Below are 25,282 nucleotides of genomic sequence, written 5' to 3'. Positions count from 1 at the left end.
CATACAAAAATACGATAATTCATAAAATAAACAACCATGTTGAAACACATTGTTTTATTCAAACTGAAAGAAAGCCTCAGCGCTACAGAGAAACAAGACGTAATGAACCGCTTCAAGGCTGCCATCGAGGCATTGCCGGCTACCATTTCCACCATCCGTCACATCCATGTAGGATTCAATGTCAATCCGGCAGAGCAATGGGACATCTGTCTGGACAGCGAGTTTGATAACCTGGAAGATATGAAAGCATACGCTACGCATCCGGCACACCTGGCTGCGGCAGGCCTTCTGAAAGACGCCAAGGAAGGACGTGCGTGCACAGATTACGAATTCTGATGACGATTTGCACAGAAAACGAAAAATAATCTGATATTTATTTGGAATTCTGAATCACACACTTTATTTTTGCCACAGAATAAAGAACAGAATATGATTTACACAGCTGCACATCACCATCCTCATCATTACCTACGTAAATGACGGTAGGCTGGATGGTCGTGTGGTCACCCCATAGGAAGGCTTGCCGTACAACGGTAAGCCTTTTTTCATTCATTCAGACAATAAAAATTTAAAAACGATAACCATTATGCTTAGAATTGCCGTACAATCCAAAGGCCGTCTGTTCGAAGACACCATGGCCTTGCTTGCTGAAGCCGACATCAAATTGCCCACTTCGAAACGTACCCTGCTGACTCAATCGTCCAACTTCCCGGTGGAAGTACTGTTCCTGCGTGACGACGATATCCCCCAATGTGTAGCCAGCGGTGTAGCCGATCTGGGAATCGTAGGAGAAAACGAATTTGCAGAACGGAACGAAGACGCAGAAGTCGTATACCGTTTGGGATTCAGCAAATGCCGGCTGTCACTCGCCATACACAAAGAAATCGACTATCCCGGACTGGAATGGTTCAACGGACGTAAGATCGCCACTTCTTATCCGGGTATCCTGAAACGGTTCCTCAAGGAAAAAGGTATCCAGGCAGACATCCACGTCATCACCGGTTCGGTGGAAATTGCTCCGGGTATCGGACTGGCCGATGCCATCTTCGATATCGTAAGTTCCGGCTCTACCCTCATCAGCAACAACCTGAAGGAAGTGGAAGTCATCATGAAAAGCGAAGCCTTGCTTATCGGCAACAAGAATATGACAGCCGAAAAGAAGGAAGTGCTGCTGGAACTTCTGTTCCGTCTGAATGCCGTAAAAGCCGCAGAAGACAAGAAATACGTGCTGATGAACGTACCGACGGACAAAATCAAGGATATCATCGAAGTCCTGCCAGGTATCAAGAGTCCGACCATCATGCCACTGGCTACCGAAGGATGGAGCAGCATCCACACCGTACTCGACCAGAAATGTTTTTGGGAAATCATCGGGAAACTGAAAGCCATCGGTGCTCAAGGTATCCTAGTATTACCGATTGAAAAAATGATTCTCTGAAACCCACCGGTCGCATCCATGTTTTACCCTTAAAACCGAACAACCATGAACATTATCACCTACCCCGAACGTTCTCAATGGAACGACCTGCTGCGCCGTCCCACCCTCAATACCGCAACCTTGCGTGAAACCGTCCTCGAAGTGTTGGAACGTGTCCGCACGGAAGGAGACAAGGCCGTCATCGAATACGAAGAAAAATTCGACCATGTACACCTGGATAGCCTGACCGTGTCTGAAGAGGAATTTGCCGAAGCAGAAAAGGCTGTCAGCATCGAGCTGAAAGCTGCCATCATGCTGGCTTTCAACAACATCAAGAAATTTCACGAAGCACAGAAGTTCGAAAGCAAACCGGTGAATACCCTGCCGGGAGTTACCTGCTGGCAGAAAGCCGTAGCCATCGAGAAAGTCGGCCTGTATGTACCGGGAGGAACTGCTCCCCTTTTCTCCACCGTACTGATGCTTGCTACTCCGGCTCAGATTGCGGGATGCAAAGAGATTGTACTCTGTACCCCTCCTAACCGTGAAGGAAAAATCCATCCGGCTATTCTGTATGCCGCCAAGATTGCCGGTGTAAGCCGGGTATTCAAAGCCGGAGGTGTACAAGCTATCGGCGCCATGGCCTACGGCACCAGCAGCGTACCCAAAGTATACAAGATATTCGGTCCGGGTAACCAATACGTCATGGCTGCCAAACAGGAAGTGTCTCTACACGATGTCGCCATCGACATGCCGGCAGGTCCTTCGGAAGTAGCCGTACTGGCCGATGAAACGGCAAATCCTATCTTCGTAGCATCCGACCTGCTTTCACAGGCAGAGCATGGTGTAGACAGCCAGTCCATGCTGATTACCACCTCGGCCACCTTGATACGTGCCGTAACTGAAGAAGTGGAACGCCAGCTGGAAGAGTTACCCCGCAAGGAGATTGCAGCCCGCTCACTGGAACACAGCAAACTGATTCTGATAGACAACATGGAACTGGCTGTAGAGATGATGAACCGTTATGCACCGGAACACCTGATTATCGAGACCAAAAACTACCACGAACTGGCTGAGAAGATTGTCAATGCCGGCTCGGTATTCCTGGGAGTCTATTCTCCGGAAAGTGCGGGCGATTATGCCTCGGGAACCAACCACACCCTGCCGACCAACGGTTATGCCAAAGCCTACAGCGGTGTAAGCCTGGACAGCTTCATCCGGAAAATCACATTCCAGGAAATAACCAAAGAAGGTATCGCCACCATCGGCCCGGCTATCGAAGTCATGGCAGCCAACGAATACCTGGACGCACACAAGAACGCCGTAAGTGTACGTCTGAAAATGTAACTTTAACCCTTTGCTGATATGAAACCTTTGCAAGAACTTACGCGGCCGAACATCTGGGCCTTGAAACCCTACTCTTCGGCCCGCGACGAATATAACGGAGCGGAAGCATCCGTCTTCCTGGATGCCAACGAAAATCCCTACAACCAGCCGAACAACCGTTATCCGGATCCGCTCCAACGGGAACTGAAGAATTTGATTGCTCCCATCAAGAAAGTAAGAAGCGAACAGATTTTTCTGGGTAACGGAAGCGATGAAGCCATCGACCTGGTTTATCGTGCCTTCTGCCGACCGGGAATCGATAATGTAGTGGCCATCGAACCTACCTACGGCATGTATCAGGTATGTGCCGACGTAAACGATGTGGAATACCGCAAGGTCGTACTGGATGCAGACTTTCAGTTCAAGGCCGATGACTTGTTGAAGGCATCGGACGATAACACCAAACTGATCTTCCTCTGCTCGCCCAACAACCCGACCGGCAACAACCTTTCTCATCCGGAAATCGAAAAGCTGCTGCAGGAGTTTCCGGGACTCGTAATCGTGGACGAAGCCTATTCAGACTTCTCTTCGGCTCCCTCTTTCCTGCGGAAACTGGATAGTTATCCGAACCTGATTGTCCTCCAGACCTTCTCCAAAGCGTGGGGATGCGCCGCCATCCGCTTGGGTATGGCATTCGCCTCACCGGAAATCATCGGCCTGCTGAGCAAAATCAAATATCCATACAATGTGAACCGGCTTACCCAGCAGGAAGCCATCCAGATGATGCAGAAATATTATCAGATACAGCGGTGGGTAGAATCTCTGCTGGAGGAACGGGGACACCTGATGAAAGAATTCAGCAAACTTCCGTGCTGCAAACACATCTATCCGTCGGATGCCAACTTCTTCCTGACCCGTATGACCGATGCAAAGAAAATATACAATTACCTGGTCGGTAAAGGTATCATTGTCCGCAACCGAACCAACGTGACGCTCTGTAAAGACTGCCTGCGTATCACCATTGGTACCCGCCCGGAAAATGATATGCTGCTGGAAGCATTAAAGGACTTTGAAGGATGAACACCATGAAGAAAAAAGTTTTATTCATCGACCGCGACGGGACACTGGTCATCGAGCCACCTGTCGATTATCAGTTGGATGCTTTCGAAAAACTGGAGTTCTATCCGAAAGTGTTCCGAAACCTGCACTTCATCCGCCAGAAGCTGAATTTCGAATTTGTCATGGTCACCAACCAGGACGGACTGGGAACCGACAGCTTTCCGGAAGATACCTTCTGGCCGGTACATAACCTGATGCTGAAAAGTTTTGAAAATGAAGGCATCGTTTTCGATGACATCTGCATCGACCGGAGCTTTCCTGAGGACAATGCACCTACCCGCAAGCCCCGGACCGGCATGTTGACCCGCTACCTGAACAACCCGGAATATGACCTGACGGGAAGTTTCGTCATCGGCGACCGGGCAACGGATGTGGAACTGGCCAGAAACTTGGGCTGCAAAGCCATCCTGCTGCAACCAGACCGTTCCTCACTGACGGAAGAATTGAAAGAGACCTGCGTATTGGCCACGACAGACTGGGACCGTATCGCTGAATTCCTGTTTGCCGGAGAGCGGACTGCCGAAGTGCGGCGTACGACCAACGAAACCGATATCTATATCCGTTTGGACCTGGATGGCAACGGGACCTGTGACATCCATACCGGACTGGGATTCTTCGACCACATGTTGGAACAAATCGGCAAGCACGGAGGCATCGACCTGACCATCCAGGTAAAAGGAGACCTGCAAGTGGACGAACACCACACCATCGAAGATACCGCCATTGCTCTGGGTGACTGTATCCGTCAGGCCTTAGGCGACAAGCGAGGTATCGAACGGTACGGTTTCTGTCTACCTATGGATGATTGCCTCTGTTCTGTCGCCCTAGACTTCGGAGGACGTCCCTGGCTGGTTTGGGATGCAGACTTCCACCGCGAAAAGATTGGCGACATGCCTACCGAGATGTTCCTGCACTTCTTCAAGTCGCTGAGTGACTCGGCCCGCATGAATCTGAACATCAAGGCGGAAGGGCAGAACGAACATCACAAGATAGAAGGTATCTTCAAGGCTCTGGCACGCAGCCTCAAAATGGCAGTGCGGAGAGATGTCTATCACTATGAAGTACCTTCCAGCAAAGGTATGCTGTAAGCAGACCGTTTCCGGTTCTAAATGTTAATTTTTATTTTTAACGGCCAAATTGCTTGCACTTATCAAATTTATCGTTACATTTGCAACGAAACAAGAAAAATATAGAACAACAATGAAACAATCTATGGCATATACATTCTTCTGGTGGCGCCTCTTACAACTCCAAAAGTCGTAAGGGAACTCAGTCGTGTGTATATACCTGCATAGAAAAGATATAACCGTGAAAGGCTGTCGTACTTTACGACAGCCTTTTTTTTGTTCATTTCCGAAAACAGCAATTAATCACAATCAAAAAAACAGCTATCGATATGAAAACTTATCAAGTAAACGAAGAAGGGTATTATGGTAATTTCGGAGGAGCCTATATCCCGGAAATCCTTCACCGATGTGTCACCGAACTGAAAGAAGCCTATCTGAAGGTATTGGAAAGTCAGGACTTCCAGGAGGAGTTCGCCCAACTGCTACGCGACTATGTAGGACGCCCCTCCCCTCTTTACCTGGCCAAACGCCTTTCCGAAAAATACGGCTGCAAGATTTACCTGAAACGGGAAGACCTGAACCACACCGGTGCCCACAAAATCAACAATGCCATCGGCCAGGTACTACTTGCCAAACGCATGGGGAAAAAACGCATCATCGCCGAAACCGGAGCAGGACAACACGGAGTAGCTACAGCCACTGTCTGTGCCTTGATGAACATGGAATGCGTAGTCTACATGGGAAAGACTGATGTGGAACGCCAGCACGTCAACGTGGAACGGATGAAGATGTTAGGAGCCAAGGTTGTGGCTGTCACTTCAGGGAACATGACACTGAAAGACGCTACCAACGAAGCCATCCGAGACTGGTGCTGCCACCCTGCCGACACCTATTACGTGATTGGTTCCACAGTGGGACCTCATCCATATCCCGATATGGTAGCCCGCCTGCAATCGGTCATCAGCGAAGAAATCAAGAAACAGCTGCAGGAACACGAAGGACGAGATTATCCGGATTATCTGATGGCTTGTGTGGGTGGCGGAAGCAATGCCGCCGGAACCATCTATCATTATATTGACGACGAACGGGTGAAAATCATTCTGGCAGAAGCCGGCGGTAAGGGAATAGATACCAACCTGTCGGCCGCTACCATCCACCTCGGGAAACTGGGCATCATACATGGTTCAAAGACCCTGGTCATGCAGGACGAAGACGGACAGATTCAGGAACCTTACTCCATTTCGGCAGGGCTGGACTATCCCGGCATCGGTCCCATGCATGCCAACCTGGCCCACGAACACCGTGCCACCGTTCTGGCCATCAACGACGATGAAGCCATCCGGGCTGCCTACGAACTGACACTGCTGGAAGGTATCATTCCGGCCTTAGAATCCGCACATGCTTTGGGAGCATTACCCAAGGTGGCCTTCCGACCGACAGATATCGTGGTACTGACCGTTTCCGGACGGGGAGACAAAGACATCGATACCTACCTGAGCCATAACCCGTATCAGGACTGACCTTCAAAACAGAAAAATATGAAACAATATACCTATACCACCGCCTACAAAACCCTGTTAGGTGATTTGCACACTCCGGTAACAACTTACCTGAAGGTACGTGACCTGTTCCCGCAAAGTGTCCTGATGGAAAGTTCGGATTATCACGGAGTAGAAAACAACCGTTCCTTCATCGGACTGAATCCGATAGCCAGTATCTCCATCAGTCACGGTAAAGCTACTGCCAAATTTCCGGACGGGACCCAGGAAGTCCGAGACATCGATGACCACTACCGGGTAGACCAGGCCATCAGCGATTTCCTGACCCGCTTTCAAGTAGAAGGCGAATATGCCCACTATTGCGGCCTATACGGTTATACCACCTTCAATGCGGTACGTTATTTTGAACACATTCCCGTAAAAGACAGTATCAGTACCATCAATGACGCACCGGACATGCTGTATATCCTGTACAAATACCTGATTGTCTTCCATGACTTCAAGCACGAAATGGTTTTGCTGGAAATGCAGAGTGACGACGAACCCAGCCACATCGACGAAGTGGAAAAAGCCATCTGTAACCGGAACTATACGACCTTTGACTTTCGGGCAGTAGGCCCCACCGTCAGCACGCTGACCGACGAGGAACATAAAGCCAACATCCGTAAGGGAATTGCCCATTGCCTGCGGGGGGATGTTTTCCAGATTGTCCTTTCACGACGTTTCATCCAGCGCTACCAGGGAGATGATTTCAAACTTTACCGGGCATTGAGAAGCATCAATCCGTCGCCTTATCTTTTCTATTTCGATTTCGGTGGTTTCCGCATCTTCGGTTCCTCACCCGAAACCCATTGCAAGATAGAAGACGGGCGAGCCACCATCGACCCGATAGCCGGAACTACCCGACGCAGCGGGAACAAGGAAACCGATGCCCAGCTGACGGCCGCCCTGTTGGCCGACCCGAAAGAAAATGCGGAACATGTCATGCTCGTCGACCTGGCACGCAATGATTTAAGCCGCAACTGCCACGACGTAAAAGTAGAATTCTACAAGGAACCACAATATTACAGTCACGTGATTCACTTGGTCAGCCGTGTCAGCGGTAAACTCAATGCCGGAAGCAACCCCATCAAAACATTCATCGACACGTTCCCTGCCGGAACATTAAGCGGCGCTCCGAAAGTCAGAGCCATGCAGCTCATCAGCGAATATGAGCCTCACAACCGGGGCGCTTACGGGGGTTGCATCGGATTCATCGGACTGAACGGTACGCTAAACCAAGCCATCACCATCCGTACATTCGTCAGCCGCAACAATGAACTTTGGTTCCAGGCTGGAGGCGGTATCGTCGCCAAAAGCAATGAAGAGAACGAATTACAGGAAGTCAACAACAAGCTGGGTGCCCTGAAAAAAGCCATTACCCTGGCCGAACAACTTTAACAAAAGCTACAATCATGAAAATAGTCATCATTGATAATTACGACTCATTTACCTACAACCTGAGTCACCTGGTCAAGGAACTAGGTGCAGAAGTCACCGTATTGCGCAACGACAGCTTCCCAATAGAAGAACTGGAAACATACGACAAGATTCTGCTCTCCCCCGGGCCAGGTATTCCTAAAGAAGCCGGCTTATTGCTGGAAGTCATCCGTACTTACGCCGGAAAGAAACCTATCTTTGGAGTGTGCTTGGGCGAACAGGCTATTGGAGAAGTATTCGGGGGAAAACTTACCAATCTGAGCGAAGTTTATCACGGTATTCAGAGCCCTATCCGTATCACAGCCTCCAACTACCTGTTCGAAGGGCTTCCCGAAGAAATACTAGTCGGCCGTTACCATTCATGGGTAATAGACCGGGAAAACTTTCCCGATGCCCTGGAAATAACGGCCGTCAGCCAGGAAGGTTACATCATGGCACTTCGGCACAAGGACTTCGATGTACAGGGTATCCAGTTCCATCCGGAATCGGTCTTAACTCCCGACGGAAAAAAGATTATCAGCAACTGGTTGAATCACGTATGAAAAGACAGAACGATATGAAAGATATATTGAAAAGACTCTTCAACCACGAAGAGTTGACCCGAGAAGAAGCCTGTAACTTGTTACAGAATATAACCCGTGGATGCTACAGCGATATCCAGATAGCCTCCCTGCTCACTGTATTCCAGATGCGCGGTATCAAAGTAGATGAACTCATCGGCTTCCGCGACGCATTACTGTCCACCCGCCTGCCAGTAGACCTGAGCGCTTATCAGCCGATTGACATCGTAGGAACAGGAGGAGACGGCAAAAACACGTTCAACATTTCCACTTGTGCCTGCTTCATCGTAGCCGGAGCCGGATATCATGTAGCCAAACACGGCAATTATGGAGCAACGTCCATCAGTGGTGCCAGCAACGTTATGGAAGCCCACGGAGTAAAATTCACGAATGACCCGGACAAATTGATTCGTTCCATGGAAGAGTGTAACATGGTCTACATGCACGCACCCCTCTTCAATCCGGCCATGAAAAGTGTCGCTCCGGTACGGAAAGCCTTGCAGATACGAACCATCTTCAATCTGCTGGGACCGCTGGTGAATCCTTGCTTACCGGCCTATCAGTTGTTGGGAGTAGCCGACTTGCAACAAATGCGTCTTTACACCAATACCCTACAGAAGCTGGGTATCGGATTCGCAGTAGTCAACAGCCTGGACGGTTACGACGAGATTTCACTGACCAATGAATTCAAGGTCATGACCAACCACTACGAAACCATCTACTATCCGGAAAAACTGGGATTACAGATAGCCTCGCAGGAAGCTCTTTCCGGCGGAAATACACCGGAAGAGGCGTCACGAATATTCGATGATGTCCTTACCAACCAGGCTACCCAAGCCCAGACAGACTGTGTGATCATCAATGCCGCTTTTGCCATCCAGGCCATCAATCCGATGATGCCTATCGAAACTTGTATCGGTACAGCCCGCGAGACCTTGGAAAGCGGAAAAGCACTGGCTACCTTCCGGAAATTCATTGAACTGAACAGTTAATCACCTTTACACAAGTCAATCACCATGAAAGAAGATATTCTGCAAACCATCATCGCCCATAAACGGATAGAACTGGCAGCACAGGAAGAGGCCGTACCCATGGCACATCTTGTCCAGCAACTGGATACCCCATCGGACGGTATCAGCATGAAGGCTTCATTGGCTTCTTCACCCTACGGAATCATCGCCGAATTCAAACGGAAATCCCCTTCAAAAGGCTGGATAAACGCTGAAGCCGACGCCGCTATCATCCCTGCCAGTTACGAGACTAACGGAGCTTCTGCCCTTTCCATCCTGACCGATGAAACTTTCTTCGGCGGAACACTGAAAGACATCCGTACTGCCCGTCCTCTGGTGAATCTACCGATTCTTAGAAAAGACTTTATCATCAGCGAATATCAGTTGTATCAGGCAAAGCTGATAGGTGCGGATGCCATCCTGCTGATTGCTGCCTGCTTGACACCTCAACAATGTATGTCCCTGGCCCGTACAGCCCATGAACTGAAGCTGGAAGTTCTATTGGAAATTCATACGGAAGCTGAATTGGCTTATGTAAATGACTATATAGATATGGTAGGAGTCAACAACCGTAACCTAGGTACTTTCCATACCGATGTAGAAAATTCGTTCCGCCTGGCAGAAAAACTTCCGGATAACTACCTGTTGGTGTCCGAAAGCGGTATCTCCCGACCGGAAACAGTCATCAGTCTCCGTACAGCCGGATTCCGGGGATTCCTGATGGGAGAAGCTTTCATGAAAAATTCCCGACCGGGAGAAACATTGTCTCACTTCATTCATGAACTGAAAGTATGCTTATAAAAGTATGTGGCATGCGGGATGCCAACAATATCCGTGAAGTGGAAGCCTGCGGGACAGACTGGATGGGATTCATCTTTTTCGCTCCCTCTGCCCGGAACGTAACCGACCGACCGGAATACCTGCCTGTACATGCCCGCCGTGTCGGTGTATTTGTCGACGCTGATTTCAAGACCATGACAGAAAAGATACAGGAATTCGGACTGCATCTCGTCCAACTGCACGGGACTGAATCACCGGAAACCTGTCTGAAACTGAAACAACTGGGTGTAGAAATTGTCAAAGCCTTTGCCATCCGTTCTCTCAACGATTTAAAACAGACAGCAGCATATACCGGCACATGCGACTATTTCCTCTTCGATACACCTTGTATTGGCTACGGAGGATCCGGAAAAAGTTTTGACTGGAACCTGCTCCAGCACTATCAGGGAAAGACTCCTTTCCTGTTAAGTGGAGGAATCGGACCAGACAGTCTGGAAGCACTGGCCTCCTTCCACCATCCGGCATGGGCAGGTATCGACCTGAACAGCCAATTCGAAACAGCACCTGCCTGCAAGAATACCGCTGCACTAAAAACATTTATCGAACAATTCAAAACGCTACAACTATGAACCGTATCAACCAATTATTCAACGAAAAGAAAACACCTGTCCTCTCCTTGTATTTTTGTGCCGGAACACCGGTCCTGAACGGAACTGCCGATGTTATCCGGACCCTGGAAAAGAAAGGCATCGATATGATAGAAATCGGAATCCCGTTCAGTGACCCGATGGCAGACGGTCCCGTCATCCAAGATGCGGCCACCAAAGCCCTCCGAAACGGTATGACGCTGAAACTGCTGATGAGCCAGCTGAAAGATATCCGTAAAGACGTCCGGATTCCATTGGTGTTCATGGGTTACCTGAATCCAATCATGCAATACGGATTCGAACGCTTCTGTCAGGATTGTCAAACATGTGGAATTGATGGCGTGATTATCCCTGACCTGCCGTTCAAAGACTATCAGCAGGAATATCGTCCGATTGCCGAAAAATACGATATCAAAGTCATCATGTTAATCACTCCAGAAACCAGCGAAGAACGAATCCGGCAAATCGACCGGCACACGGATGGCTTCATCTATATGGTTTCTTCGGCAGCCATCACGGGAGCCCAGAAAGACTTCAACGAACAGAAACAAGCTTATTTCAAACGTATCGAAGCCATGAATCTGCAGCATCCGCGAATGATCGGTTTCGGTATCTCCAACCGACAGACATACGAAGCCGCAGTATCGCACGCAGCCGGATGCATTATCGGAAGCAAGTTCGTTACCTTATTGGAAGAAGAACAAGGAGATGCCGGAAAGGCGGTAGACAGACTTCTGGAAGCCTTAAAATAACCATTTTGTCATTTTAACAGGGCCCGAATTGCATATAAGAGCGAAGATTACTATCTTTGTGGCAAAACTCGAGAGACAATATGATAAAATCAGACTATCCTTCCGTTCTATTGATATATACCGGAGGAACCATCGGTATGATTGAAAACCCAGAAACAGGTGCCTTAGAGGCATTTAATTTCAATCAGCTGCAAGAAAATGTACCCGAACTGAAACGTTTCAACTGCCGGATTTCGGTCTACCAGTTCAGCTCACCGATTGATTCCTCCGATATGGAACCAGCTCTATGGTCGAAACTGGTGAAAATCATCCAATACAATTATGACAGTTTCGATGGTTTCGTCATCCTTCATGGAACAGATACCATGGCTTATACGGCCTCTGCCCTGAGTTTCATGCTGGAGAATCTGGCCAAACCCGTCATCCTGACCGGAAGCCAACTTCCTATCGGAGTATTGAGAACTGACGGAAAGGAAAACCTGATCACTTCCATTGAAATAGCTGCTGCCAGACATCCGGACGGAACAGCGGTTGTACCAGAGGTCTGCATCTTTTTTGAGAATCACCTGCTACGTGGCAACCGCACTACAAAAATCAATGCTGAGAATTTCAATGCATTCCGTTCCTACAATTATCCGGCTTTGGCTACAGCTGGCATTCACATCAAATACGAATATGACCGTATCCGGAAGGTTGACCCTAAACTGCCGTTGCATGCCCATTATGTCTTTGATACGAATGTCATCATTCTTACCTTGTTTCCTGGCATCCAGGAGAATATCATCCGCAATGTATTGGAAACACCCGGACTGAAAGCTGTCGTACTGAAAACCTACGGTTCTGGTAACGCTCCTCAGAAACCTTGGTTTATCCAACTCCTGAAAGACGCAACCTCTCGGGGTATCGTCATCATCAACATTTCCCAGTGTCAGACCGGTATGGTGGAAATGGCCCGTTACGAAACCGGACTTCACCTGCTGGATGCGGGAGTCATCAGCGGTTACGACGCTACGGTAGAAAGTGTACTTACCAAACTGATGTTCCTGTTAGGCCACAAACTTACGACCCGCGAAGTACGTAATGAAATGGCCCGTTGTCTGGCTGGAGAATTTACACGTCCTGAATTGTAACGTCATTGTAACATCTATTTCATAAGAGAGAAACAAACGATGCTCACCTTTGCAGAAAGAAAATAAATCTGTTACTTTTGTAACTAATAAAAAGGATGAGTATGAATGATTATCGTATTTTAGTGGTAGATGATGAAGAAGATCTGTGCGAGATTCTGAAATTCAATCTGGAGATGGAAGGCTATACAGTAGATACGGCCAACTCGGCAGAAGAAGCGTTGAAGTTGGACCTGACCTCCTACAATCTGTTGTTACTGGATGTCATGATGGGTGAAATATCCGGGTTCAAGATGGCCAGCATGCTGAAGAAGAACAAAGATACGGCAGGAATCCCCATTATTTTCATTACAGCCAAAGATACAGAGAACGACACTGTCACCGGCTTTAATCTGGGAGCAGACGATTATATCTCCAAACCGTTTTCACTGCGTGAAGTCATCGTGCGGGTAAAAGCTGTTCTCCGCCGCACCAGCACTGTACAGAAAGAGCCCGAACAACTACAATACAGAGGATTAGTCATCGATATTCCCAAGAAGAAGGTTACCATCGATGATACCGAAGTTCCGCTTACCAAAAAGGAATTTGAAATTCTGCTGCTTCTCTTGCAGAATCAGGGACGTGTATTCTCCCGCGAAGACATCCTTACCAAGGTATGGCACGATGAAGTCTATGTACTCGACCGTACCATCGATGTCAACATCACCCGTCTGCGTAAGAAAATCGGCAATTACGGAAAGTACATCGTTACCCGCCTGGGATATGGCTACTGTTTCGAATGTGAATAAAGAAGGAGAACTGTACCATGACCAAACTGACCTTCCGCATCCTGTCGTTCAGCCAACGGCTGTTCATCTCTGTCATTCTGCTGTTCATCGCTTTTGCCGTATGTTTCATGATTTTCCAATACCAACGGGAAAAGTCATTCAAGACAGAACTGCTCAATACCCAGCTACAGAATTACAACATCCAGTTGTATGACTATCTGACTGACAGCGGAAGACTGGACATGGATTCGCTTCAGAAATATGTGGAAAGACACTTGATTCCCAACTTACGTGTCACCATCATCCAACCGGACGGAAAAGTCATCTATGACAATTCCAGCGACAAGTGGGAACAATTTCCCAACCATGCTTCCCGAAAAGAGATACAGAATGCCTTGATGCAAGGAAGCGGCTATGCCATCAGCCGCCGTTCGGAAAGTATTCAAGGGGAGGAATATTTCTATTCGGCCCATTATTTCCCCTCCCATCGGCTGATTATCCGTTCTGCCCTTCCTTACAACCTCAGTCTGACCGAGCATCTGAAAGCCGATTCCAACTACATCTGGTTTACCTTAGTGGTCAGTCTGATACTGGCAGTCATCTTCTACCGTTTCACCAACAAGCTGGGAATGTCCATCACCAAGCTGCAACAGTTTGCCATGAAAGCAGACCGGAACGAACCGATAGACATGGAGATTCTACAGACTTTCCCCAAAAATGAGCTGGGGGAAATCTCACAGCACATCATTAAAATCTATAAAAGACTACATAGAGCCAAAGAAGCCCTTTATATCGAACGCGAAAAATTGATATCTCACTTGCGCACCTCTCATGAAGGGTTAGGGGTCTTTACCCAAGAACGGAAAGAAATTCTGGTAAACGACTTGTTTACCCAATATTTCAATAACATATCCGACCAGAATCTGCGTTCGACCAACGACATATTCTCTATTCCGGAAATCAAGCCGTTTGTTGATTTCCTGCAAAAGAATCAAAGCAATTACAGCAAGGAGGAAAAGCGGACATCCTTGCATATCAGCAAGAACGGAAGAGTCTTTTCTTTGGAATGCATCCTGTTTCAAGACCTTTCTTTTGAAATTTCCATCAACGATGTAACCCAGGAAGAAGAACAGGCGCGACTGAAACGTCAATTGACTCAAAATATTGCTCACGAACTGAAGACCCCGGTCAGCAGTATTCAGGGATACCTGGAAACCATACTCAGCAATCCGAATATTTCACCGGAGAACATGCATACCTTCCTGGAAAGAAGTTATGCACAGAGCAACCGGTTGACAACACTACTTCGGGATATTTCCGTACTGACCCGTATGGACGAAGCTCCTGATATGGTGGAACGGGAAAGCATTGACCTCAGCAAGATCGTAAAGGACATGCTGAACGAGGTAGCTTTAGGACTCGAAGAAAAACAGATTCGTGTCATCAACCTATTACCTCCACGCCTGATACTGGTGGGAAACCACTCACTGGTCTATTCCATCTTCCGAAACCTGACCGACAATACCATTGCCTATGCCGGAACCGGAGTACAGATTACCATCAACTGTTTCCGCGAAGATGACAAATACTATTATTTCAGTTACTCAGACAACGGAGTCGGAGTAGCGGAGACCCATTTGAACCGCTTGTTCGAACGCTTCTACCGAGTCGACAAGGGACGTTCCCGCAAATTAGGAGGTACAGGATTGGGACTGGCCATTGTGAAGAACGCTGTTCTGTTCCATGGAGGAACCATCTTCGCCAAAAAAGCTCCACAAGGAGGACTGGAATTTATCTTCACCCTTCAGAAGCATAAGGAAGCCTGAAACAGGGTTTCCTCATTTCACTCCCCATGTGCAGACAAAATCAGAAGTAACCAGATATGATAAGATAAAACGTTGGTCCGTGCCGGTCCGATACTCTCGGGCCACCATCGTACCGGACTCTTGAGGCACGAATGGGAAAATCTGTAAATGTGACAGGAAATCAACTCCGTCAGTTTCCAATAATTTGAACAGCGTTTCTTTTCCCGACCAATGCAATAAAGCTCCTTTCAACTGAAGTTCAGCAGGAAGTTGTTCCTTTTCGGGAAACTCATCGGACCTGATGAAACGGGAAGTCACTTTCAACACCCTTTCCGCTACCTGTTCGATATCGATACCCGGCAAAGCGGAAGGATGAATTCCCACAGCAACATATCCCTTGGTATGTGAAATGGTAATCCGTCGAGAATCATGTTTCAGATAAGGCTGCCCCGACGGTAAATGAGCAATGTCAAACTCCTCACCTGCCAAAGCCTTCAGCAGCACACGTACCACCAGATATTCCAGTTTACGAGAAGGTGATTTCAAGGAGCCAAGTTCAGTCTCATAAGGTAACTGCTCCACCAGCATAGCACGAAGCTCTGAAGGCGATTCAGTGACTTTCCAGATTCCCCATACGGCTCCTCCGGCCGACCATTGTTTCCAAAGAGGCATGATTACGGTTCTTTCTTTGCTTCTACCACCGGAAGCGATTCCACAGGAACTACAATAACCTTTATCTTCAAGATACGGCGTGCGTCCATCTCCAATACTTCGAAACGATAATCTCCATACGTAAGCACCTCATGCAAAGCAGGGAACTCACCTTTCAGTTCCAGCAACAGACCCGCAAGCGTATCAGCATCTCCGGCAGCTTCGGAGAAGTCATCCGGATCAATCTTCATAATTTTATAGAAGTCAGACAGCAGTGTCTTGGCCTCAAACACGTAAGTATTCTCAGACAAGCGTACATACATCCGTTCCTCATCATCATATTCATCATTGATTTCACCTACTATCTCCTCAATGATGTCTTCCATGGTAATCATACCGGAAGTACCTCCAAATTCATCGACCACAATGGCGATATGCACTTTATTGGTCTGGAAATCCCGAAGCAGGTCATCTATCATTTTAGTTTCCGGAACAAAGAATGCCGGTCGGATAAGGTTCTGCCATTTGAAATCGGGTCCTTTATCCAGATATGGCAACAAGTCCTTGATATAAAGAATACCTTTGATATTGTCGCGTGAATCTTCATATACCGGAATACGGGAATACGCATTCTCTACGATACACTTCAATACATCCGGATACGTAGTATCTATCGGCAGGTCAACCATATCCAGTCGGGAAGTCATCACCTCTTTGGCTGTCTCGCCACCGAAACGGATGATTCCTTCCAGCATGTTGCTTTCCTCTGATATTTCATTCTTATCGGTCAGTTCCAAAGCATGAGACAACTCATCGACGGAAATATTGGAAACTTTCTTTTTCCGTTGAGCCAATTTGTTGACAATGAAACCAGACTTCATCAATAATGAAGAAACAGGGCGGAAAACAGAGCGCAGTACATAAATGACCGGCGCCGACTTCCTACAGAAAGCCAGCGTGTGCTGGGCTGAAAAGATTTTTGGCATAATCTCACCGAAAAGCAACAGCAAGAAAGTAAGCAGGACAGTAATGACCAGAAATTCCAGAATCTGTGCAGAGCCAAAATCAACCACTTCTTCGAAGAAGTAGTTACAGAGCATGATAATGGTCACATTCACAAAATTATTTGAAATAAGGATGGTAGCCAACAACCGTTCCGAATCATTCAGCAACGCTTTGATTTTCTTATCGGAACGATGTTCTTCCTCCTCGATGGAATTAAGGTCAGACGGAGAAAGTGAAAAGAAAGCAATCTCCGAAGCAGACACAAATCCAGAAGCGTAAAGCAGAACTACTACCAAACACAATGCAATGATGGCCCCCATAGAAGGAGACATGACGGTTACTCCGTCACATAAATCCGCCAAGCGGCATAAATACGAGTCCGGGTCCAAGGAAAATGATTTTAGTTAAACATGTGTTTCTTAAAAAGGCAAATCGTCCGATTCGGATGTTGCAGGCTGGGGCTGGGCAGCAGACGGCTGAGTTGCTGCCGGCTGTGGAGCGACCGGCTGACCGGCAGGTTGCTGTACCGCACGGGTCAGCATCTCCATATTATCGCCGAAGATTTCCACCACATACCGTTTCACCCCATTCTGGTCGTCATACGAACGGCTTCTGATTTTTCCTTCTATGTAAAGTTTATCGCCCTTGCGGACATATTTCTCTGCCACTTCGGCAAGCCCTCTCCACAAGACGATGTTGTGCCATTCGGTACGTTCAGGCACCTGCGTACCATTGGCCAATGTATATCCACGGTCGGTAGTAGCCAAAGGAAATGTGGCTACCGCTACACCGCTGTCCAGGTAACGTACTTCGGGGTCTCTCCCTACATTACCTATCAACTGTACTTTATTCAATGACATGATTCTAACGATTTTGGTTCAAAATTAGAGAAAAAAAACGAGATACCAAGCGTGACACCGGAAATTTGTGCAAATCATCGACCCGGACCCGCAGGTAACCTGGAAGTTCACAGCCATCGGCTTCCAGCGTCACCTCGTAACAATTGGCATGAATTACCCGATGAGACAAGACATGTTTCACGTTCTTCTCTATCAAACGCACGTTTTTTATCGGATTTCCCTGCAACAATGCAGAAAAATCATCCGAAGCGAATAATTTTTCCTCTTCCATCGCTTCCGAAGTCTCAATCAACGGAAATTCATACAAGTTCTGCCAGATATCACCTGCCGGTCTCTTCCGGAGATAAGTATATTCTCCCGCACGTACATATATATAATGAAAATAACGGGGAATCACTTTTGTTTTATGCTGCTTACAGGGAAGGGCATCCACCTTTCCGGTCTGCAGTGCCACACAACTGTCGTTCAACGGACAAAACAGGCACGAAGGTGAAGACGGGACACACTGTATCGCTCCAAAATCCATAATTGCCTGGTTATAAAGCGCAGGACGCTTCTTATCCAACAATTCATCCGCCAATCCGGCAAAGAGTTTCTTTCCCTTCGTACTGTCTATCGGTTCGTCTATCCCCATCCAGCGCGACAGTACCCGATACACGTTTCCATCTACTACCGCACACGGCAAGTCATAGGCAAACGAACAGATGGCGGCGGCCGTATAATCGCCTACCCCCTTCAGTTTCCGGACCTCCTCATAGGTTTCCGGGAATTTTCCCATCCCTGCTATGGAACGGGCAGCCGCGTGCAGATTGCGTGCCCGCGAATAGTACCCCAATCCTTGCCAGTATTTCATCACTTCATCCTCATCTGCCTCAGCCAAAGAAAACACATCCGGAAACCGTTGGATAAAACGACAATAGTAGTCATATCCCTGGGCCACACGGGTCTGTTGCAGAATGATTTCGGATATCCATATTTTATAAGGGTCTTTCGTCTCACGCCACGGCAAATTACGTTGATTCACCTCGTACCATGTAATCAATTTTTCAGCGAACCGATTCATAAAAATTCTATTTCTTTGAACTTCAAACTAGCAAATTTTCCGCAAAAATAGGGTTTTTACAGGTGTCGAACACACTTTTTCTAAAATTTATAGCGAATATATTTCTATAAAAACAAGAAAAGGTATATATTTGCAATCCAAAAAATTAAGACAACGTATAACTATAATCCAACAGTGAAATGACTAAAGCAGATATCGTAAACGAAATAGCCAAGAATACGGGTATCGACAAGCAGACCGTGTTGACTACCGTTGAGGCTTTTATGGATTCAGTGAAGGAATCTTTGTCGAATGACGAAAACGTTTACCTGAGAGGTTTCGGTAGTTTTATTGTAAAGAAGAGAGCGCAGAAGACCGCACGCAACATCTCTAAGAATACTACAATCATTATCCCGGAACACAATATTCCGGCCTTCAAGCCAGCGAAAACTTTTACTCTTTCAGTAAAAAAATAATTAACATTAGTATTAACCCTATAAAATTTTGAAGCTATGCCAAGCGGAAAGAAAAGAAAAAGACATAAAATGTCTACTCACAAGCGTAAAAAAAGATTGAGAAAGAACAGACATAAAAGCAAAAAATAAATAGTCTGTCTGACTTTAGAAAGAACAAACTTGCGATACTGTATGGTCTTCCAAGTTTGTTCTTTCTGTAAATTGAGGTATAAAAAGAATAAACCAAACGTCTAAACATACAAGTAACAAGTGACAAGCGAATTAGTAGTAGATGTACAGCCCAAAGAAATCTCCATCGCCTTGTTGGAAGACAAGAATCTCGTGGAATTTCAGAAAGAGGAACGGAACCTTTCGTTCGCTGTAGGGAACATGTACGTGGGCAAAGTCAGAAAACTGATGCCCGGACTCAATGCCTGCTTCGTAGATGTAGGCTTCGAGAAAGACGCTTTTCTTCATTACTTAGACTTAGGCCCACAGTTTCATTCTTATCAGAAGTATCTGAAACAGGTTTTAAGCGACCGTAAAAAGCTCTATCCTATCTCGAAAGCTTCCATGCTTCCCGACATCGAAAAGGACGGCACCATCTCGAATGTGCTCCAGCAGGGACAGGAGGTCATCGTACAGATTGTCAAGGAACCCATCTCCACCAAAGGACCGCGTCTGACGTGCGAACTTTCATTTGCCGGACGTTATCTGGTCCTGATACCTTTCAATGACAAGGTTTCGGTTTCCCAGAAAATCAAGTCCAGTGAAGAGCGTGCCCGTCTGAAACAACTGCTACAGAGTATCAAGCCGAAAAATTTCGGCGTCATCGTACGCACCGTAGCCGAAGGGAAACGGGTCGCCGAACTCGACGCAGAGCTTAAAGTCCTGTTGAAACATTGGGAAGAGACCATCACCAAAGTACAGAAGGCCACCAAACTGCCTTCATTGGTCTACGAGGAAACCAGCCGTACAGTAGCCATGCTGCGCGACCTGTTCAACCCCTCTTATGAAAATATTTATGTAAACGATACGACCGTTTACAACGAAGTAAAAGATTACGTGGCACTGATAGCTCCCGAACGGACGGAGATTGTCAAGTTCTACAAGGGTCAGCTTCCCATCTTCGACAATTTCGGTATCACCAAACAGATCAAATCCTCGTTCGGGAAAACCGTTTCCTACAAAAGCGGTGCTTATCTCATCATCGAACACACAGAAGCGCTGCATGTGGTCGATGTGAACAGTGGAAACCGTTCCAAAGCAAGCAACGGACAGGAAGCCAACGCGCTGGATGTGAATTTAGGTGCTGCCGACGAGCTGGCCAGACAGCTCCGCCTGCGTGATATGGGAGGTATCATCGTAGTGGACTTCATCGACATGAACCTGGCTGAGAACCGCCAGAAGCTTTACGAACGCATGTGCCAAAACATGCAGAAAGACCGTGCCAAGCATAACATATTGCCACTCAGTAAATTCGGTCTGATGCAGATTACCCGCCAACGGGTACGACCGGCCATGGACGTCACAACCGATGAAGATTGTCCGACCTGTTTCGGGAAAGGGAAGATTAAACCTTCCATCCTTTTTACAGATACACTGGAAAGTAAGATTGACTACCTGGTCAACAAGTTAAAGATGAAGAGATTTACCTTGCATATACATCCGTATGTAGCCGCTTATGTCAATCAGGGAATCGTTTCCCTGAAACGGAAATGGCAGATGAAATACGGATTCGGTATCAAGGTGATTCCGAACCAGAACCTGGCTTTCCTCCAATACAAGTTCTACGACGTATTCGGCGAGGAAATCGACATGAAGGAAGAGTTCGAAATCAAATGATAAAAAAAATGACTGTATGAACCTGAAATCAGGACATACAGTCATTTTTTTTGTTTCTACGACAGAGGTTATTATCTCACCCACTTTTCTTCCAGCTCTACCGCCATCGGAAAAATCAGGTTGTTTTCCAGGTGAATGTGCTCATACAGGTGACGTACAAAGTCTTCAAGTTCCTGCATCAGCAGGCGATAGCTGTTGCATCCGTCTGCCGGAGCTGTAAATCCGTTGGTCAGTTCAGCGATACGGTGATAACGGTTTCCTTCGCCCTCGTGTTCCATCCGCATCACCCGAATCGGATTCGCTACCGTTCCGCAATGCATCTGTTCGATGTAGCGGCCCTGTTCGGAAGCGTCGAACAGTTCCAGCAGGTAAGGGAACAATACATTCTCCTCTTTCTGCAAATGCATTTCCAGTTCCTGCAGCGATTCTACAAACAACGCATGCAGCTCATGCAGTTCCGGATGTGCCTCTACATGCACAGCCTCCACTTTCTCCAGCAGCGCCAGCGTCGCCGGACCTTGACGACGGATGTAGCGGTGATGGATTTTCAAGACATAATCTATCAGCAGGTCCAGCGGCCAGGCAGCAAACCCACCGGCAACCTCCTTATTCGGTTCAAGGGCATCCAGTGCCTTCAGCACCTCAGCTACAGAGACACCGGCCTGCTCACAAGCCTTTTCCAACGCTACCTCACCGTGACAGCAGAAGTCAATGCCGTAACCGGCAAATACACGTGCTGTCGCATAATCAGTGGCTACAATCTGACCAACCTCCCAATTCTCATTCCATTGTTTCTTTTCCATAAAGCGATATGTCTTTTATAAGTGATACTTTCTTTTTCCGATGATGCAAAGTTCGGTAAATCCACCCACATATTCTGTCACGTATGTTACAATCCTCCAAAAATATACAGTCTGACAGAAAGTCCCGTATTTTGTCATTCTGTCACTAGAACCGAGGCAGATAATGAAAATTTGGGTTCACATACCTTAAAAACCTCCGGTTGTCCTTTAAAAAGGTTTGCACAAGTTTAAACGGCCTGCCGCTTTCATGCGGCAGTGTGGCTGAAGGCACATACTTTGCAGATTCTTAAGCGAACCGACCACCGAAAGGCGGGGGGCTCAAAGGAATTAAAATTGAAAATAATAATTTAATCAATAGGAGGTTTTACTATGATACCTGTTAGAAAATACAACAATCAGAATTGGTTACCAAGCATCTTCAATGATTTCTTCGACAACAACTGGATGGTAAAGACTAATGCTACCGCTCCGGCTATCAATGTAATTGAGAGCGAAAAAGACTACAAGGTAGAAGTGGCTGCTCCAGGTATGACCAAAGATGATTTCAACATCCATTTGAGTGAAGACAACGAATTGGTCATCACGATGGAAAAGAAGAATGAAAATCAGGAAGAAGACAAAGAAAACAAGAAATACTTGCGCCGCGAATTTTCTTATACCAAATTCCAGCAGGCACTCATCCTGCCGGAAGATGTAGAAAAAGACAATATCAGTGCCAGTGTTTCTGAAGGTGTACTGACAATCGATCTGCCGAAACGCCAACCGGAAGAAAAGGCTAAAGTAAGCCGTCAGATTGAAATCCATTAATTTTCATCATTGATAACCTATCCGGAAATCCCTCTGCATCGTGCAGGGGGATTTTTTTTTGCTGTAGCGCAAATAAAAGGAAACATTTACAACCCAATTGCAGAAACAGATATTTACCTTTGCATATCAGAATTTCCAACCTTGCGTGCCATGCATACAGAACAATACAGCATCATACTTGAAGAAGTAGGTATCCGCCCTACTGCCACCCGATTGCTCATCTACGGAACCATTGCCGGACTGACCGATACATTCAGTTTAGGCAACCTGGAAGATTTACTTCCCAGCATAGACAAGTCGGTCATCTTCCGTACACTGACACTTTTCCATGAACACCATCTTATTCATGGAGTAGACGATGGAAGCGGATCACACAAATACTGTCTTTGTCACAACCATGGTCATTGCCTGAATGAAGAAGCACATTGTCACTTTTACTGCGAACACTGCCAGAAGACTTACTGTCTGGATAAAGACAGCATTCCTCCCATCCGACTACCGGAGGGATTCGTTGCCAAAAAAGTCAGTTATGTAGTAAAAGGCATCTGTAGTGAATGCGCCCGAAAAAGCCGGAAACAGTGACAAAAAAAGACCGGATGCCCTTGTCACAAGTTCACCGGTCTTTCTTGTTGACTTCCGGTCCTGAAAACCGGAAGCCGTTCTATCATGCATTCAACAGTACCTTCTGGATAGCGTCTTTCAGCGCATACTTAGGCATGGCCCCCTGTGCCATCTGCGGAGCGCCTGCCATCGGAACGAACAGCAGCGAAGGAACACTACGGATTCCAAACAGGGCTGCCAATTCCTCTTCAGCATCCACATCAATCTTATAGATGTCCACTTTGCCTTCATATTCGCCTGCCAGTTCGTCCAGTACAGGAGCCAGCATCTTGCACGGTCCACACCAGGTAGCGTAGAAATCAATCAGTGCCGGACGTTCGCCCAAGAATTTCCATTCGTTGGGGTTGGTTTCATAATTTGCTACTTTAGTCAAGAAATCCGCTTTGGTCAAATGAGTTGCTTTCATAATCTTCTATGTCTTTTTTAATGTTATTGTTTAATTCTTTTTATCTTGATAAGGCTTTACAAAATCCTTATAGATAGCCTTTGTTTCTGTAGTAGTACTGCATCCGCCGCAACAGCATCCTTTATTCAGGACAGCCAATCCGGCAAATAAGATTCCCAGCATAAGCAGGAAATAATCGCCTGCATACAAACCGTAAGAGGTAACCCCTACTCCCGATACTAGACGTATCCATCTGGAGATATCCCAATTATTCAACAAATTACCCATAGCTTCTGTTTTTAGGTTTCTGATACAAAAGTAGTACCAACCGATGGGTTGTACAACAGATTTTTCCTATCTTCGTATAGATAAAATCTATCAAGGTATGAATCTGCAACAAATGGAATATATCGTGGCACTGGACAAGTACCGCCACTTTGTACTGGCAGCCGAGGCATGCGGAGTTACTCAGCCTACCCTGAGCGCCATGATTCAGAAACTGGAAGAAGAACTCGATGTAAAAGTATTCAACCGCGACCGGAAGAACATCACCCCCACCCCCATCGGCGAAAAGATTATCCGTCAGGCACAGATAGCCCTGAACGAGACCCAACGCATCAAAGAGCTGGTGGCCGACGAAACCGGCAGTATGACCGGCAGCCTGCGTATCGGTGTACTGCCCACCATCGCCCCGTACCTGGTTCCGGACTTCATCCATCATTTCCGGAAAACTTATCCGGGCGTCAGTCTCTTCATCGACGAACGGGCCAACAAGGCCCTGATTCAGGAACTGGAGTACGGGAATCTGGATATCGTACTGACTACGCCTCCGGAAGATTCCAAAAACCTGCTGGAGATACCGGTCTATACCGAACGTTTTGTAGCCTATTTCTCTGAGAAATGTGACCAGACTTGCCGGGCGATTACCACCGACAATCTGCCAGCCGAACAGATGTGGATTCTGAAAGAAGGGCACTGCGTACCGAACGGTTCGCTCAACTTCTGCAAGAACAAGGAAATCGGAAACCACATCTACGAAGCCGGCAGCATCGAAACCCTGATACGTATCGTCGACCGGAACGGAGGTTATACCATCATTCCGGAACTGCACATCGGTTTCCTGACAGACAGCCAGAAAAAGAATGTTCTGCCGCTACAGACCAACCCACCGGCACAGCGTTGTGTCTCCCTGCTGATTAAAGATGATTTCATCCGTGAGCGGGCTGTCAATGCTGTTCTCGATACCCTGAAAGCCATTCTTCCTGCACACATGTGGGAAGAAAGAGCCAGCAAACGCCCCATCCGGTTGCGGAGTACCCCGCTGAATACCGACAAGAACGGATAAATTTCCCCTCGCCCCTGCGAATAATCCTTGTCACCTGCAGAAGAACAGACTGCTCTCCATCCGCAGAACCTACGGTCTTCCGACGAAAGACATAGGTTCTGCCTTGCAGGA

Annotated in this window: 27 protein-coding genes; 20 read left to right on the top strand and 7 right to left on the bottom strand. The window is 47.2% G+C overall.

All coding sequences use genetic code 11. From position 1 onward, the window contains the following. Window positions 1–36 precede the first annotated feature (36 nt). The 15 genes from C510_RS0102605 (at window position 37) to C510_RS0102530 (ending at window position 15,373) form a co-directional block, all read left to right on the top strand. The gene (locus C510_RS0102605; RefSeq protein ID WP_018709783.1) at window positions 37–336 is read left to right on the top strand and encodes a Dabb family protein; all 300 of its coding nucleotides are present in this window, start codon (window positions 37–39) and stop codon (window positions 334–336) included. A gap of 250 nt (window positions 337–586) precedes the next feature. Beyond that, window positions 587–1,438 carry an ATP phosphoribosyltransferase gene (gene hisG / locus C510_RS0102595; RefSeq protein WP_018709782.1) on the top strand — a complete coding sequence of 284 codons (852 nt, stop codon included), beginning with the start codon at window positions 587–589 and terminating at the stop codon, window positions 1,436–1,438. 45 nt (window positions 1,439–1,483) lie between these two features. Then, window positions 1,484–2,761, top strand: coding sequence for a histidinol dehydrogenase (hisD, locus tag C510_RS0102590; protein WP_018709781.1), 1,278 nt, complete (start codon window positions 1,484–1,486; stop codon window positions 2,759–2,761). An 18-nt stretch (window positions 2,762–2,779) separates the two neighbouring features. Then, on the top strand, window positions 2,780–3,820 hold the full coding sequence (hisC, locus tag C510_RS0102585) for a histidinol-phosphate transaminase (RefSeq protein WP_018709780.1): 1,041 nt from the start codon (window positions 2,780–2,782) through the stop codon (window positions 3,818–3,820). 5 nt (window positions 3,821–3,825) lie between these two features. Next, window positions 3,826–4,947: a bifunctional histidinol-phosphatase/imidazoleglycerol-phosphate dehydratase HisB gene (hisB, locus tag C510_RS0102580; RefSeq protein WP_040365911.1), complete on the top strand. Its 1,122-nt coding sequence runs from the start codon at window positions 3,826–3,828 to the stop codon at window positions 4,945–4,947. 308 nt (window positions 4,948–5,255) lie between these two features. Further along, window positions 5,256–6,446 (top strand): tryptophan synthase subunit beta, encoded by a 1,191-nt coding sequence (gene trpB / locus C510_RS0102575; RefSeq protein WP_018709778.1) that lies wholly within the window; start codon window positions 5,256–5,258, stop codon window positions 6,444–6,446. Window positions 6,447–6,464: 18 nt separating this feature from the next. After that, on the top strand, window positions 6,465–7,865 hold the full coding sequence (locus tag C510_RS0102570; RefSeq protein ID WP_018709777.1) for an anthranilate synthase component I family protein: 1,401 nt from the start codon (window positions 6,465–6,467) through the stop codon (window positions 7,863–7,865). A 14-nt stretch (window positions 7,866–7,879) separates the two neighbouring features. Then, a complete protein-coding gene (locus tag C510_RS0102565) occupies window positions 7,880–8,446 on the top strand; it encodes an anthranilate synthase component II (RefSeq protein WP_018709776.1) in 567 nt (188 codons plus the stop codon). A gap of 14 nt (window positions 8,447–8,460) precedes the next feature. Next, window positions 8,461–9,456: an anthranilate phosphoribosyltransferase gene (gene trpD / locus C510_RS0102560; RefSeq protein ID WP_025892188.1), complete on the top strand. Its 996-nt coding sequence runs from the start codon at window positions 8,461–8,463 to the stop codon at window positions 9,454–9,456. A 24-nt stretch (window positions 9,457–9,480) separates the two neighbouring features. Beyond that, on the top strand, window positions 9,481–10,275 hold the full coding sequence (gene trpC, locus C510_RS0102555) for an indole-3-glycerol phosphate synthase TrpC (RefSeq protein ID WP_018709774.1): 795 nt from the start codon (window positions 9,481–9,483) through the stop codon (window positions 10,273–10,275). Next, the gene (locus tag C510_RS0102550; RefSeq protein WP_018709773.1) at window positions 10,266–10,883 is read left to right on the top strand and encodes a phosphoribosylanthranilate isomerase; all 618 of its coding nucleotides are present in this window, start codon (window positions 10,266–10,268) and stop codon (window positions 10,881–10,883) included. The genes trpC and C510_RS0102550 overlap by 10 nt, the downstream gene beginning before the upstream one ends. Beyond that, window positions 10,880–11,653, top strand: coding sequence for a tryptophan synthase subunit alpha (gene trpA / locus C510_RS0102545; protein ID WP_018709772.1), 774 nt, complete (start codon window positions 10,880–10,882; stop codon window positions 11,651–11,653). Before C510_RS0102550 ends, trpA begins: the two co-directional genes overlap by 4 nt. Before the next feature lie 80 nt (window positions 11,654–11,733). Beyond that, window positions 11,734–12,783: an asparaginase gene (locus C510_RS0102540; protein ID WP_018709771.1), complete on the top strand. Its 1,050-nt coding sequence runs from the start codon at window positions 11,734–11,736 to the stop codon at window positions 12,781–12,783. A 101-nt stretch (window positions 12,784–12,884) separates the two neighbouring features. Beyond that, complete coding sequence (locus C510_RS0102535) at window positions 12,885–13,568, top strand: two-component system response regulator PhoB (RefSeq protein WP_025892189.1); 684 nt, start codon at window positions 12,885–12,887, stop codon at window positions 13,566–13,568. A gap of 17 nt (window positions 13,569–13,585) precedes the next feature. Then, the gene (locus tag C510_RS0102530; protein WP_018709769.1) at window positions 13,586–15,373 is read left to right on the top strand and encodes a two-component system sensor histidine kinase PhoR; all 1,788 of its coding nucleotides are present in this window, start codon (window positions 13,586–13,588) and stop codon (window positions 15,371–15,373) included. Window positions 15,374–15,385: 12 nt separating this feature from the next. Here the strand turns inward: C510_RS0102530 and C510_RS0102525 are convergent, their stop codons facing one another. The 4 genes from C510_RS0102525 to mutY are packed head-to-tail and all read right to left on the bottom strand — an operon-like array spanning window position 15,386 to window position 18,931. Further along, window positions 15,386–16,024, bottom strand: coding sequence for a 4'-phosphopantetheinyl transferase family protein (locus C510_RS0102525; RefSeq protein WP_018709768.1), 639 nt, complete (start codon window positions 16,022–16,024; stop codon window positions 15,386–15,388). 2 nt (window positions 16,025–16,026) lie between these two features. Further along, a complete protein-coding gene (gldE, locus tag C510_RS0102520; RefSeq protein ID WP_018709767.1) occupies window positions 16,027–17,397 on the bottom strand; it encodes a gliding motility-associated protein GldE in 1,371 nt (456 codons plus the stop codon). 30 nt (window positions 17,398–17,427) lie between these two features. Continuing rightward, window positions 17,428–17,868 (bottom strand): single-stranded DNA-binding protein, encoded by a 441-nt coding sequence (locus C510_RS0102515; RefSeq protein ID WP_018709766.1) that lies wholly within the window; start codon window positions 17,866–17,868, stop codon window positions 17,428–17,430. A gap of 4 nt (window positions 17,869–17,872) precedes the next feature. Next, the gene (gene mutY / locus C510_RS0102510) at window positions 17,873–18,931 is read right to left on the bottom strand and encodes an A/G-specific adenine glycosylase (RefSeq protein WP_018709765.1); all 1,059 of its coding nucleotides are present in this window, start codon (window positions 18,929–18,931) and stop codon (window positions 17,873–17,875) included. A gap of 179 nt (window positions 18,932–19,110) precedes the next feature. On the opposite strand from mutY, the gene C510_RS0102505 reads away from it, so the two are divergent. Then, window positions 19,111–19,386: an HU family DNA-binding protein gene (locus C510_RS0102505; RefSeq protein ID WP_018709764.1), complete on the top strand. Its 276-nt coding sequence runs from the start codon at window positions 19,111–19,113 to the stop codon at window positions 19,384–19,386. A 249-nt stretch (window positions 19,387–19,635) separates the two neighbouring features. After that, entirely contained in the window at window positions 19,636–21,210 is a 1,575-nt protein-coding gene (locus C510_RS0102500) for an Rne/Rng family ribonuclease (protein WP_018709763.1), read from the top strand. Window positions 21,211–21,281: 71 nt separating this feature from the next. On the opposite strand, the gene ric is transcribed toward C510_RS0102500, so the two are convergent. Continuing rightward, the gene (gene ric, locus C510_RS0102495) at window positions 21,282–22,013 is read right to left on the bottom strand and encodes an iron-sulfur cluster repair di-iron protein (protein ID WP_018709762.1); all 732 of its coding nucleotides are present in this window, start codon (window positions 22,011–22,013) and stop codon (window positions 21,282–21,284) included. 369 nt (window positions 22,014–22,382) lie between these two features. On the opposite strand from ric, the gene C510_RS0102490 reads away from it, so the two are divergent. Beyond that, the gene (locus C510_RS0102490; RefSeq protein ID WP_018709761.1) at window positions 22,383–22,820 is read left to right on the top strand and encodes an Hsp20/alpha crystallin family protein; all 438 of its coding nucleotides are present in this window, start codon (window positions 22,383–22,385) and stop codon (window positions 22,818–22,820) included. Between the two features lie 150 nt (window positions 22,821–22,970). After that, entirely contained in the window at window positions 22,971–23,402 is a 432-nt protein-coding gene (locus C510_RS0102485) for a Fur family transcriptional regulator (RefSeq protein ID WP_025892190.1), read from the top strand. 82 nt (window positions 23,403–23,484) lie between these two features. Here the strand turns inward: C510_RS0102485 and trxA are convergent, their stop codons facing one another. Both trxA and C510_RS0102475 read right to left on the bottom strand, forming a co-directional pair. Further along, window positions 23,485–23,847, bottom strand: a complete 363-nt coding sequence (trxA, locus tag C510_RS0102480; protein WP_018709759.1) for a thioredoxin — start codon at window positions 23,845–23,847, stop codon at window positions 23,485–23,487. Between the two features lie 30 nt (window positions 23,848–23,877). After that, window positions 23,878–24,114: a hypothetical protein gene (locus C510_RS0102475; RefSeq protein ID WP_018709758.1), complete on the bottom strand. Its 237-nt coding sequence runs from the start codon at window positions 24,112–24,114 to the stop codon at window positions 23,878–23,880. Between the two features lie 97 nt (window positions 24,115–24,211). On the opposite strand from C510_RS0102475, the gene C510_RS0102470 reads away from it, so the two are divergent. Then, entirely contained in the window at window positions 24,212–25,171 is a 960-nt protein-coding gene (locus tag C510_RS0102470) for a LysR family transcriptional regulator (protein WP_025892191.1), read from the top strand. Window positions 25,172–25,282: the final 111 nt, after the last annotated feature.

Origin of the sequence: Phocaeicola barnesiae DSM 18169 = JCM 13652 (genome assembly GCF_000374585.1) — a bacterium.
Lineage (GTDB): Bacteria > Bacteroidota > Bacteroidia > Bacteroidales > Bacteroidaceae > Phocaeicola > Phocaeicola barnesiae.
This window is presented reverse-complemented; position numbering and strand designations above follow the sequence as displayed.

Excerpts from the sequence above, each read along its gene's own strand:
- C510_RS0102605 (WP_018709783.1), top strand. The coding sequence starts at position 37 with ATGTTGAAACACATTGTTTTATTCAAACTGAAAGAAAGCCTCAGCGCT.
- hisG (WP_018709782.1), top strand. The coding sequence starts at position 587 with ATGCTTAGAATTGCCGTACAATCCAAAGGCCGTCTGTTCGAAGACACC.
- hisD (WP_018709781.1), top strand. The coding sequence starts at position 1,484 with ATGAACATTATCACCTACCCCGAACGTTCTCAATGGAACGACCTGCTG.
- hisC (WP_018709780.1), top strand. The coding sequence starts at position 2,780 with ATGAAACCTTTGCAAGAACTTACGCGGCCGAACATCTGGGCCTTGAAA.
- hisB (WP_040365911.1), top strand. The coding sequence starts at position 3,826 with ATGAAGAAAAAAGTTTTATTCATCGACCGCGACGGGACACTGGTCATC.
- trpB (WP_018709778.1), top strand. The coding sequence starts at position 5,256 with ATGAAAACTTATCAAGTAAACGAAGAAGGGTATTATGGTAATTTCGGA.
- C510_RS0102570 (WP_018709777.1), top strand. The coding sequence starts at position 6,465 with ATGAAACAATATACCTATACCACCGCCTACAAAACCCTGTTAGGTGAT.
- C510_RS0102565 (WP_018709776.1), top strand. The coding sequence starts at position 7,880 with ATGAAAATAGTCATCATTGATAATTACGACTCATTTACCTACAACCTG.
- trpD (WP_025892188.1), top strand. The coding sequence starts at position 8,461 with ATGAAAGATATATTGAAAAGACTCTTCAACCACGAAGAGTTGACCCGA.
- trpC (WP_018709774.1), top strand. The coding sequence starts at position 9,481 with ATGAAAGAAGATATTCTGCAAACCATCATCGCCCATAAACGGATAGAA.
- C510_RS0102550 (WP_018709773.1), top strand. The coding sequence starts at position 10,266 with ATGCTTATAAAAGTATGTGGCATGCGGGATGCCAACAATATCCGTGAA.
- trpA (WP_018709772.1), top strand. The coding sequence starts at position 10,880 with ATGAACCGTATCAACCAATTATTCAACGAAAAGAAAACACCTGTCCTC.
- C510_RS0102540 (WP_018709771.1), top strand. The coding sequence starts at position 11,734 with ATGATAAAATCAGACTATCCTTCCGTTCTATTGATATATACCGGAGGA.
- C510_RS0102535 (WP_025892189.1), top strand. The coding sequence starts at position 12,885 with ATGAATGATTATCGTATTTTAGTGGTAGATGATGAAGAAGATCTGTGC.
- C510_RS0102530 (WP_018709769.1), top strand. The coding sequence starts at position 13,586 with ATGACCAAACTGACCTTCCGCATCCTGTCGTTCAGCCAACGGCTGTTC.
- C510_RS0102525 (WP_018709768.1), bottom strand. The coding sequence starts at position 16,024 with ATGCCTCTTTGGAAACAATGGTCGGCCGGAGGAGCCGTATGGGGAATC.
- C510_RS0102515 (WP_018709766.1), bottom strand. The coding sequence starts at position 17,868 with ATGTCATTGAATAAAGTACAGTTGATAGGTAATGTAGGGAGAGACCCC.
- mutY (WP_018709765.1), bottom strand. The coding sequence starts at position 18,931 with ATGAATCGGTTCGCTGAAAAATTGATTACATGGTACGAGGTGAATCAA.
- C510_RS0102505 (WP_018709764.1), top strand. The coding sequence starts at position 19,111 with ATGACTAAAGCAGATATCGTAAACGAAATAGCCAAGAATACGGGTATC.
- ric (WP_018709762.1), bottom strand. The coding sequence starts at position 22,013 with ATGGAAAAGAAACAATGGAATGAGAATTGGGAGGTTGGTCAGATTGTA.
- C510_RS0102490 (WP_018709761.1), top strand. The coding sequence starts at position 22,383 with ATGATACCTGTTAGAAAATACAACAATCAGAATTGGTTACCAAGCATC.
- C510_RS0102485 (WP_025892190.1), top strand. The coding sequence starts at position 22,971 with ATGCATACAGAACAATACAGCATCATACTTGAAGAAGTAGGTATCCGC.
- trxA (WP_018709759.1), bottom strand. The coding sequence starts at position 23,847 with ATGAAAGCAACTCATTTGACCAAAGCGGATTTCTTGACTAAAGTAGCA.
- C510_RS0102475 (WP_018709758.1), bottom strand. The coding sequence starts at position 24,114 with ATGGGTAATTTGTTGAATAATTGGGATATCTCCAGATGGATACGTCTA.
- C510_RS0102470 (WP_025892191.1), top strand. The coding sequence starts at position 24,212 with ATGAATCTGCAACAAATGGAATATATCGTGGCACTGGACAAGTACCGC.